Consider the following 9,672-nt stretch of genomic DNA (forward strand, 5'->3'; position numbering starts at 1 on the left):
AGCCGCATGACGAATCGCGAGGTACTGATCTCGGGCGCCGGTCTGGCCGGTCCCGCCCTGGCACACCAGCTGCACCGGCACGGCTTCGTGCCCACGGTCGTCGAGCGGGCGGAGGTCCTGCGCGACGGCGGCTACAAGGTGGACATCCGGGGCGCCGCCACCGAGGTGCTCAAGCGGATGGGCCTGTTCGAGGCCGCCCGCGCCGCCGACACCGGCATGCGGCACGTCACCTACGTCCGGCGCGACGGCCGGCCCATCGCCCGGCTCGACGCCGATCTGCTGATGGGCCGGCGCGGCGACGACCTCGAGGTCATGCGCACGGACCTCACCCGGATCCTGCACGACGCGACGGCCGCCGACGTCGAGTACGTCTTCGGCGACGCCATCGCCGCGATGATCGAGGACGCCGACGGCGTCGAGGTGACCTTCGCGAGCGGCGCCGTGCGGCGCTTCGCCCTGGTCGTCGGCGCGGACGGGCTGCACTCGGCCACCCGCCGGATGGCCTTCGGCGACGTGCCGCTGCGTCACCTGGGCGCGCACATCTCGATCTTCGACGTGCCGGACGACCTCGGCCTGGACCGCGAGGAGGTCTTCTACACCGAGCCCGGCCGGATGGTCTTCGCCTACAGCACCGGCGCGGGCGCGCCGGCCAAGGTCGGGCTGGTCTTCGGCTCGGACTCGCCGGTGCCGGACCGCTCGGTGCTCGCCGAGCGGTTCGCCGGGATGGGCTGGCGGGTGCCGCGCTTCCTGGAGGTGCTGCGCGACACCCGCGACGTCTACTTCGACTCGCTGAGCCAGGTCGAGCTGCCGCGCTGGTCCGCCGGCCGGGTCGTCCTGCTCGGCGACGCGGCGTACTGCCCCTCGCCGGCCGCGGGGCAGGGCACCAGCATGGCGCTGGTCGGCGCCTATGTGCTGGCCGGCGAGCTGGCGGCGGCAGCGGGCGGGCACCGGGCCGCGTTCGACTCCTACGAGGCGGCGCTGCGGCCGTACGTGGAACGCAATCTCGCCTTCGGCCGCAAGATGGCCGGCGACATGGTCCCCGGCGGCCGGCTGTCGTCGGCCGTGCGCAACTACGGCATGCGGACGCTGAAGTACCACCCGCTCCGGCGCCAGCTCATCGAGCGGATCACCCGCCCGCTGCACGAGGCGGCCAACGCCATCGAGCTGCCCTCCCACCCGATGGCGCCGGCCGTCTGAATCACCGGGCGGCGGCGTGCTCCTTGCGCACCGCGTCGGCCAGGTGTGCGGGCATCGGCTCGTGCCGGGCGTACAGCCGGGTGAAGGTGCCCGTGCCCGAGGTCAGGGCCCGCAGCTCGACGGCGTAGCGGACCAGCTCGGTGGCGGGCACCTCGGCCCGGACCAGGCTGTGCTCGCCGTTTTCCTCGGACTCGGTGCCCAGCGGGCGGCCGCGGCGGCCGGAGAGGTCGCTCATCACCGCGCCCACGTAGCTGTCCGGCACCCGTACCACGATCTCGTCCACCGGCTCCAGCAGCGTGACCTGGCCCTGCTCGGCGGCGGTGCGCAGGGCCAGCGCCCCGGCGGTCTGGAACGCCGCGTCGGAGGAGTCGACGCTGTGCGCCTTGCCGTCCACCAGGGTCACCCGCAGGTCGACGACGGGGTACCCGGCCACAATGCCCCGCTCGAGCTGCGCGCGTACCCCCTTCTCCACCGACGGGATGTAGTTGTGCGGCACCGCGCCGCCCACCACCCGGTCCACGAACTCGAAGCCGGTGCCCCGCGGCAGCGGCTCGACCTCGATGGCGCAGACGGCGTACTGGCCGTGGCCGCCGGACTGCTTGACGTGCCGGCCGTTGCCCTTCGCCTTCGCGCCGAACGTCTCGCGCAGCGAGACCTTCACCGGCTCGGTGTCCAGCTCGACGCCGCCCGAGCGGAGCCGGTCCAGGACCACGTCGGCGTGCGACTCGCCCATGCACCAGAGCACCAGCTGGTGGGTGTCCGGGTTGCGCTCCAGCCGCAGCGTCGGGTCGCCGGCGACGAGCCGGGCCAGGTTGCGGGCCAGGGCGTCCTCGTCGGAGCGGGACTTCGCCACGACCGCGATCGGCAGCAGCGGCTCCGGCATCGTCCACGGCTCCATCAGCAGCGGCTTGTCCTTGCCGGAGATGGTGTCGCCGGTCTCGGCGCTGCCGGACTTGGTGATCGCGCAGATGTCGCCGGCGACGCACGCGCCGACCTCGCGCAGCTGGGAGCCGAGCGGGGAGTAGACGTGCGCGATGCGCTCGTCGGCGTCGTGGTCGGCGTGGCCGCGCTCGGCCAGGCCGTGCCCGGAGACGTGCACGACCAGCTCGGGGCGCAGCGTGCCGGAGAAGACCCGGACCAGGGAGACCCGCCCGACATGCCGGTCGATCGTCGTCTTGACCACCTCGGCGACCAGCGGGCCGTCCGGGTCGCAGACGATCGGCGGCCGCGGGCTGCCGTCGACGCCGGTGACCACCGGCAGCTCGTGCTCGAGCGGCGACGGCGCGCCGTTGACCATGCCGTCCAGCAGCGCGTCGAGCCCGACGCCGGTCTCCGCGCAGACCGGGATGACCGGGTAGAAATTGCCCTTGGCCACGGCCTTCTCGAGGTCGGGCACCAGCGTGTCGGTGCTGATCAGCTCGCCGGCCACGTACCGGTCCATCAGGGTCTCGTCCTCGCTCTCGGCGATGATCCCCTCGATGAGCAGGTCGCGGTCGTCCTTGATGGGGTTCAGGTGCTCGGGCTCGGCCTCGCGGGCCTGCGGGGGATAGCCGGCCGAGTAGTCGAGCACCCGCAGGCTGACCAGCCCGAGCAGGCCGACAACGGACTGGCCGTCGTCGCCGAGCATGGGCTGGTAGATGGGCATGACGTTCTCGCCGAACGCCTCCTGGCAGTCCTGCAGGGTGCCCTCGTAGTCGGCGCGCGGGTGGTCCAGCCGGGTGATCGTCACGGCCCGGGGCATGCCGATCGCGGCGCACTCCTCCCAGAGCACGACGGTGGCCTCGTCGACGCCGTCGACCGCCGAGACCACGAAGACGGCGGCGTCCGCCGCGCGCAGGCCGGCCCGCAGTTCACCGACGAAGTCGGCGTAGCCGGGGGTGTCGAGCAGATTGATCTTCACTCCGTCGTGCACCAGCGGTGCGCACGAGAGGGAGACGGACCGCTGCTGGCGTACGGCCGCAGGGTCGTGGTCGGTCACCGTGGTGCCGTCGACCACCGTGCCCGCGCGCGAGATCGTGCCGGTCGCGGCGAGCAGTGCCTCGATCAGCGTCGTCTTGCCCGCGCCGGAGTGGCCTACCAGCACCACGTTGCGTACCCTGCCGGGCTCGGTCACCACCGCCGCGGTGAGCCCCTTCTCCTGGATCTTCTGCGTCATGCTGTGACGCCCTCCTGTCGGCAGCCGGTCGGCGCCCATTCTCCCGAGCCGGCACTCGGCCGGATCGAGGCGGGCAGCCCTCAGTGTTCCCTGGCTGTTACGTCCCCGTCCTTGGATCTGACACCCAGCGCAGTCGCCGCCGCAACCCTTTGTAGTTCCGAACCGGCCTTTGTGACGATCCGGCGACGCGTGACGCAGGCCGTACCCGTTGTGCTCGGGCGCCGTTATGGTGGGACGGCCATGGCAAAGATCGTCAGCGTGCCCGCGCGCGCCCTCGTGTCATACGTCCTCAATCCCGCCGCCCGCTTCCTGCTCCGTGTCGGTGTCACCCCCAACATGGTCACCGTCGCCGGCACCATCGGCGTCCTGATCGGCGCGCTGGGCTTCGGCGCGCGCGGCGAGCTCTTCTGGGGCACGGTGATCGTCACCGCGTTCGCGCTCACCGACGCCCTCGACGGGACGATGGCCCGCATGCGCGGCCCGGCCGGCAAGTTCGGCGCCCTGCTCGACTCGTCGATGGACCGGCTCGCCGACGCCGCCGTGTTCGGCGCCGTCGCCTACTACCTGGCCGGCCTGGGCAATCCGTACGGTGGCCTGGTCGCCGCGCTGATCTGTCTCGCCGCGGGCCAGGTCGTCTCCTACGTCAAGGCCCGGGCGCAGAGCCTCGGGCTGGACGCGGACGTCGGCATCGCCGAGCGCCTCGAGCGGCTGCTCATCGTCGGCGTCGGCGGCCTGCTGGGCGCCGCCGGCCTGGAGTGGGGCCTGCCGGCCACGCTATGGTTCCTCGCCGTGCTCTCACTCATCACGGTCCTCCAGCGCCTGGTACACGCCGCGAAGTCCGACAAGGCTCCCGTCACGGGTGACCCGGCGTGAGCTCCCTGCGTGATCGGCTGACCGAGCTGGGCTACGCGGCCGGCTGGCGCCTGGTCCGGACGCTGCCCCTGCCCGCGGCCCGGGCGCTCTTCAACGCCGGCGCCGACCGGGCGGCCCGGGGCAACGGCCGGGGCACGCAGCGGCTGCGCCGCAACCTGCGCACCGTCGTCGGCCCCGACCTGCCGGAGGCCGAGCTGGACGAGCTGGTCCGGGCGGGCCTGCGCTCGTACGCGCGGTACTGGATGGAGGCCTTCCGGCTGCCCTCGCAGCGCAAGGAGGACTTCCTCACCGACTTCCACCTGGAGGACGCCGACGAGTTCAACGCCGTGCTGAAGGAGGGCAACGGCGTCGTGCTCGCCCTGCCGCACGTCGCGAACTGGGACGCCGCGGCCGCCTGGGTGGTCTCCAACGGCTGGAACCTGATCACCGTCAACGAGCGGCTCAAGCCCGAGGCCGTGTACGAGCGCTTCGTCGCGTACCGGGAGAAGCTCGGCATGGAGGTACTCCCGCTCACCGGCGGCGAGCGCCCCCCGCTCGACGTGCTCGCGGAGAAGGCCGGCCAGGGGTACGCGGTCGCGCTGCTCGCCGACCGTGACCTGTCCGCGCGCGGCGTCGAGGTGGAGTTCTTCGGCGGCCGCACCCGGATGCCGGCCGGGCCGGCCCTGGTGGCGCTGCGGACCGGCGCGCCGCTCTACGCGGTCGACCTGTGGTTCACCCCCACCCGGACGGTCGGCAAGATGCGCCGCATCGAGCTGCCGGACCCGGCCGAGGGCGCGCTCGACCACCGGGTGCAGGTGACCACCCAGCGGCTGGCCGACGCGTTCGCGCTTGGCATCGCCGACCATCCGCAGGACTGGCACATGCTGCAGAAGATGTGGCTCGACCAGAACACCCGGGGCTGAGGGGCGGGCCGGCGTGCGGATCGGGATCGTCTCGCCGTACTCGTTCGACGTGCCGGGCGGCGTGCAGAACCACATCGTCGACCTGGCGGAGGCCCTGATCGGTCTCGGACACGAGGTCAGCGTGCTGGCGCCCGCCGACGAGGACGCGGACCTGCCGCCGTACGTGGTGTCCGCCGGCCGGGCGCTGCCGCTGCCCTACAACGGTTCGGTGGCCCGGGTCGTCTCGTTCGGCCCCCTGTCCACCGCCCGGGTCCGGCGCTGGCTGGCCCGCGGCCGGTTCGACGTGCTGCACGTGCACGAGCCGCTGACGCCGAGCATCGCCCTGCTCGCGGTGCTCTCCGCCCGCGGCCCGGTGGTGGCGACGTTCCACACGGCGATGATCCGCTCCCGCGCGCTCTCGGCGGCGCAGGGCATGCTCCAGCTGGTGGTCGAGAAGATCACCGCGCGCATCGCGGTCAGCGAGCTGGCCCGCAAGGTGCAGGTCGAGCACCTGGGCGGCGGCGCGGTGGAGATCCCCAACGGGGTCGCGGTGGCGAAGTTCGCCGCGGCCGAGCCCCTGCCGGGATGGCCCGGCGAGGGCGGGGCGCTGGGCTTCCTCGGCCGCTTCACCGAGCCGCGCAAGGGCTTCGACCTGCTGCGTACGGCGTTCGTCGCGCTCGCCCGGCAACGGCCCGGCCTGCGGCTGCTGGTCGCCGGACCGGGCGACCGCGCCGAGCTCTTCGACGGCATCCCGGCCGACCTGCACGACCGGGTCGAGTTCCTGGGCCTGGTGAGCGAGGAGGACAAGGCCCGGATGCTGCGCAGCGTCGACCTCTACGTGGCGCCGAACACGGGCGGCGAGAGCTTCGGCATGATCCTCACGGAGGCGATGGCCGCCGGCGCGGCGATCGTGGCGAGCGACCTGGACGCGTTCCGCCGGGTGCTCGACGGCGGCCGGGCCGGCGCGCTCTTCCCGACCGGCGATGTGGCGGCGCTGACCGCGCTGCTCGGCGAGCTGCTGGACGACCCCGGCCGCCGGGCGGCCCTGGCGGCGGCGGCCGGAACCGCGGTCGAGGCGTACGACTGGCCGAGCGTCGCCGACCGCATTCTCGAGGTCTACGCCGCCGCGATCGAGGCGACCGACGGCCGGGTGTTCGACGAGGAGTGGGCCGGGCCACGGTCCGGGCAGTAGGCCGGTCGAAACAAGTCCGCACTACGATGCCCGCATGTGGTGGGTCTTGGGTGTGCTCGCGGTGGCGGCCGCTCTGTCGGGATACCTGGCCTGGACCGCACACCGGGTCGAGCGGGTGCACCTGCGCGCGGCCTCGGCCCGACGGGCCCTCGACGCGCACCTCATGCGCCGCGCGGCGGCGGCCGCGGTGGTGGCGGAGCACGCGGGGTCCGTCGAGCTCTACGCGGCGGCCCGGCTCGCGCTGGACGCCGAGCAGGACGAGCGCGAGGTCGCGGAGAACGACCTGACCCGGCAGCTGCGGTCGGTCCCGCTGCCGGCCCCGGACGAGGCGACGCACGCGCTGGTCGCGACGAGCCGGCGGGTGGCGCTGGCCCGGCAGGTGCACACCGACCTGGTCCGCGACGCCCTGACCGCGCGGCGGCGCCCGCTGGTCCGGGTGCTGCGGATGGCGCGCGGCTACGAGCGGCCCGGCTACTTCGAGATCGCGGATCCGACCCTGCCGGAGCCCGCCGCGGCGGGCCGAGGCCCGATCCCGGAGCCGCCGGTCCCGGTCCAGGCCGCCACCTGACGCGACTGGAATGTCGCGTTACCCCATGATCGTCGGGTTTTTGGCACCGGGCAAGCAGGCCACCGTGGGGTTGATTGGCCATCGGCGGCCCGCCGGGACGCGCCTAAAATCGGGGCAGTCCACCCACCTTGAGGAGTTTCGCTGTGTCCAGCTCGGAGAGCGCGCCCACGTCCGTCACCGGTACCGCCCGCGTCAAGCGGGGGATGGCCGAGATGCTCAAGGGCGGTGTGATCATGGATGTGGTCAACGCGGAGCAGGCCAAGATCGCCGAAGACGCCGGCGCCGTGGCCGTCATGGCGCTCGAGCGGGTGCCCGCCGACATCCGGGCGCAGGGCGGCGTCTCGCGGATGAGCGACCCCGACATGATCGACGGCATCGTCAACGCCGTCTCGATCCCGGTGATGGCCAAGGCCCGGATCGGGCACTTCGTCGAGGCGCAGGTCCTGCAGTCGCTCGGCGTCGACTACATCGACGAGTCCGAGGTGCTGACCCCGGCCGACTACGCCAACCACATCGACAAGTGGGCCTTCACGGTTCCCTTCGTCTGCGGTGCCACCAACCTCGGCGAGGCGCTGCGCCGCATCACCGAGGGCGCCGCCATGATCCGGTCCAAGGGCGAGGCCGGCACCGGCGACGTCTCCAACGCCACCACGCACATGCGCACCATCCGGGGCGAGATCCGCCGGCTGACCTCGCTGCCCGAGGACGAGCTGTTCGTCGCGGCCAAGGAGCTGCAGGCGCCGTACGAGCTGGTCAAGGAGGTGGCCGCCGCCGGGAAGCTGCCGGTGGTCATGTTCACCGCGGGCGGCATCGCCACCCCGGCCGACGCCGCCATGATGATGCAGCTCGGCGCCGAGGGCGTGTTCGTCGGCTCCGGCATCTTCAAGTCCGGCAACCCCGCGCAGCGCGCCGCCGCGATCGTCAAGGCCGTCACCTTCCACGACGACCCCGACGTGATCGCCAAGGTCTCGCGCGGCCTGGGCGAGGCCATGGTCGGCATCAACGTCGACGAGATCCCGCAGCCGCACCGCCTCGCCGAGCGCGGCTGGTAAGGCACCAACAAGAAAAGATCAAATTCGTCGCTCCCGCCGAGACGCGGGCAGATGAAGATCAACGGCAGGACCATGTCGTGCCTGGTTGCATGGTGCTGACCGTCGCTCACGCCGAGGCCGGGCGCAGGGTCCCGAGGAGCTGTCGCTCCAGAACAGGACCCTGCGCCCTTCCTTCTGCGTGAGCGGCGAAAACCTCCGCGGCCACCGCCAGGCCCTCGGCACTGGCGTGCTGGTCGCGCCGACCTGATGCTTTGAGGGGTTCATGAATATTGGAGTGCTCGCCCTGCAGGGCGACGTGCGGGAACACCTGTCCGCCCTCGCGGAGTGCGACGCCCTGGCCCGGCCGGTGCGGCGGCCCGAGGAGCTCGAGGAGGTCGACGCCCTCGTCATTCCCGGCGGGGAGTCGACCACCATGAGCAATCTGGCCATCACGTTCGGGCTGCTGGACCCGATCCGCAAGCGGATCGCCGGCGGCATGCCCGTCTACGGCTCCTGCGCGGGCATGATCATGCTCGCCACCACGGTGCTGGACGGCCGGCCCGACCAGGAGTCGTTCGCCGGCATCGACATGACCGTCCGGCGTAACGCCTTCGGCCGGCAGGTGGACTCGTTCGAGGCCGCCGTCGCGATCGACGGCATCGCCGGCCCTGACTTCCACGCCGTTTTCATCCGCGCACCGTGGGTCGAGGAGGTCGGCGCGGAAGTCAGCGTGTTGGGCCGCGTCACGTCCGGACCCGCCGCCGGTAGGATTGTCGCCGTTCGGCAGGGGAACCTGCTCGCCACGGCTTTCCACCCGGAGTTGACCGGCGACCTCCGCGTCCACCGGTACTTCGTCGAGCTGGTCCGCCGGGCCGCAGACGACGCTCGTTAACGCGGTACACCACGGAGGTTTCGCATGTCCGGCCACTCCAAGTGGGCGACGACCAAGCACAAGAAGGCCGTCATCGACGCCAAGCGCGGCAAGATGTTCGCCAAGCTGATCAAGAACGTCGAGGTCGCGGCGCGCATCGGCGGTGGAGACCCGACCGGCAACCCCACCCTCTACGACGCCATCCAGAAGGCGAAGAAGAGCTCCGTACCGAACGACAACATCGATCGCGCGGTCAAGCGCGGCTCCGGCCTGGAGGCGGGCGGCGCCGACTGGCAGACGATCATGTATGAGGCCTACGGCCCGAACGGCGTCGCGATGCTGATCGAGTGCCTCACCGACAACCGCAACCGCGCGGCGACCGAGGTCCGCACCGCGCTCACCCGCAACGGCGGCTCGTTCGCCGGCGCCGGCTCGGTGACGTACATGTTCTCCCGCAAGGGCGTCGTGATCGTCCAGAAGGCCGACGGCGTCAGCGAGGACGACCTCATGCTGGCCGTCCTGGACGCGGGCGCCGAGGAGATCAACGATCTCGGCGAGTCGTTCGAGATCGTCAGCGAGCCGACCGACCTGGTCGCGGTCCGCACGGCCCTGCAGGACGCCGGCCTCGACTACGAGTCGGCCGAGTCCTCGCTGGTGCCGAGCACGACCGTCCCGGTCGACGAGGAGGCGGCGCGCAAGGTGTTCAAGCTGATCGACGTCCTCGAGGACTGCGACGACGTGCAGAACATCTACGCCAACTTCGACGTCTCGGACGAGACGCTCGCACTGCTCGACCTGTAGCCCGTGCCGTGCCGTGGCGCCCCCGGGGGGGGGGGGGGGGGCCGGGGGGGGGGGGGGGGCCCCCCGGGGGGGGGGGGGGGGGGGGGCCGCCGGGGGGGGGGGC

General features: G+C 72.5%; 9 protein-coding genes. 8 read left to right on the top strand and 1 reads right to left on the bottom strand.

The features are described from left to right. Positions 1–6: 6 nt before the first annotated feature. A complete protein-coding gene (locus tag ACIBSW_RS30850; protein WP_354727638.1) occupies positions 7–1,197 on the top strand; it encodes an FAD-dependent monooxygenase in 1,191 nt (396 codons plus the stop codon). 1 nt (position 1,198) lies between these two features. On the opposite strand, the gene ACIBSW_RS30855 is transcribed toward ACIBSW_RS30850, so the two are convergent. Beyond that, complete coding sequence (locus ACIBSW_RS30855; RefSeq protein WP_354727636.1) at positions 1,199–3,352, bottom strand: elongation factor G-like protein EF-G2; 2,154 nt, start codon at positions 3,350–3,352, stop codon at positions 1,199–1,201. Between the two features lie 240 nt (positions 3,353–3,592). Between ACIBSW_RS30855 and pgsA the strand changes: the two genes are divergently transcribed. From pgsA to ACIBSW_RS30890, 7 genes are all read left to right on the top strand, one after another. Further along, entirely contained in the window at positions 3,593–4,225 is a 633-nt protein-coding gene (gene pgsA, locus ACIBSW_RS30860; protein WP_354727634.1) for a phosphatidylinositol phosphate synthase, read from the top strand. A 5-nt stretch (positions 4,226–4,230) separates the two neighbouring features. Beyond that, positions 4,231–5,127: a phosphatidylinositol mannoside acyltransferase gene (locus tag ACIBSW_RS30865; protein ID WP_354727682.1), complete on the top strand. Its 897-nt coding sequence runs from the start codon at positions 4,231–4,233 to the stop codon at positions 5,125–5,127. A 13-nt stretch (positions 5,128–5,140) separates the two neighbouring features. Next, positions 5,141–6,298, top strand: a complete 1,158-nt coding sequence (locus ACIBSW_RS30870; RefSeq protein WP_354727632.1) for a glycosyltransferase family 4 protein — start codon at positions 5,141–5,143, stop codon at positions 6,296–6,298. A 34-nt stretch (positions 6,299–6,332) separates the two neighbouring features. Further along, a complete protein-coding gene (locus tag ACIBSW_RS30875; protein WP_354727631.1) occupies positions 6,333–6,866 on the top strand; it encodes a hypothetical protein in 534 nt (177 codons plus the stop codon). A gap of 143 nt (positions 6,867–7,009) precedes the next feature. Beyond that, on the top strand, positions 7,010–7,918 hold the full coding sequence (gene pdxS, locus ACIBSW_RS30880; protein WP_354727629.1) for a pyridoxal 5'-phosphate synthase lyase subunit PdxS: 909 nt from the start codon (positions 7,010–7,012) through the stop codon (positions 7,916–7,918). Positions 7,919–8,180: 262 nt separating this feature from the next. Continuing rightward, entirely contained in the window at positions 8,181–8,789 is a 609-nt protein-coding gene (gene pdxT, locus ACIBSW_RS30885; RefSeq protein WP_354727627.1) for a pyridoxal 5'-phosphate synthase glutaminase subunit PdxT, read from the top strand. A gap of 24 nt (positions 8,790–8,813) precedes the next feature. After that, positions 8,814–9,569 (top strand): YebC/PmpR family DNA-binding transcriptional regulator, encoded by a 756-nt coding sequence (locus ACIBSW_RS30890; RefSeq protein ID WP_354727626.1) that lies wholly within the window; start codon positions 8,814–8,816, stop codon positions 9,567–9,569. The last annotated feature ends 103 nt before the right edge of the window (positions 9,570–9,672 follow it).

This window comes from Actinoplanes sp. NPDC049668 (genome assembly GCF_044465445.1).
In the GTDB taxonomy this organism is placed as follows: domain Bacteria; phylum Actinomycetota; class Actinomycetes; order Mycobacteriales; family Micromonosporaceae; genus Actinoplanes.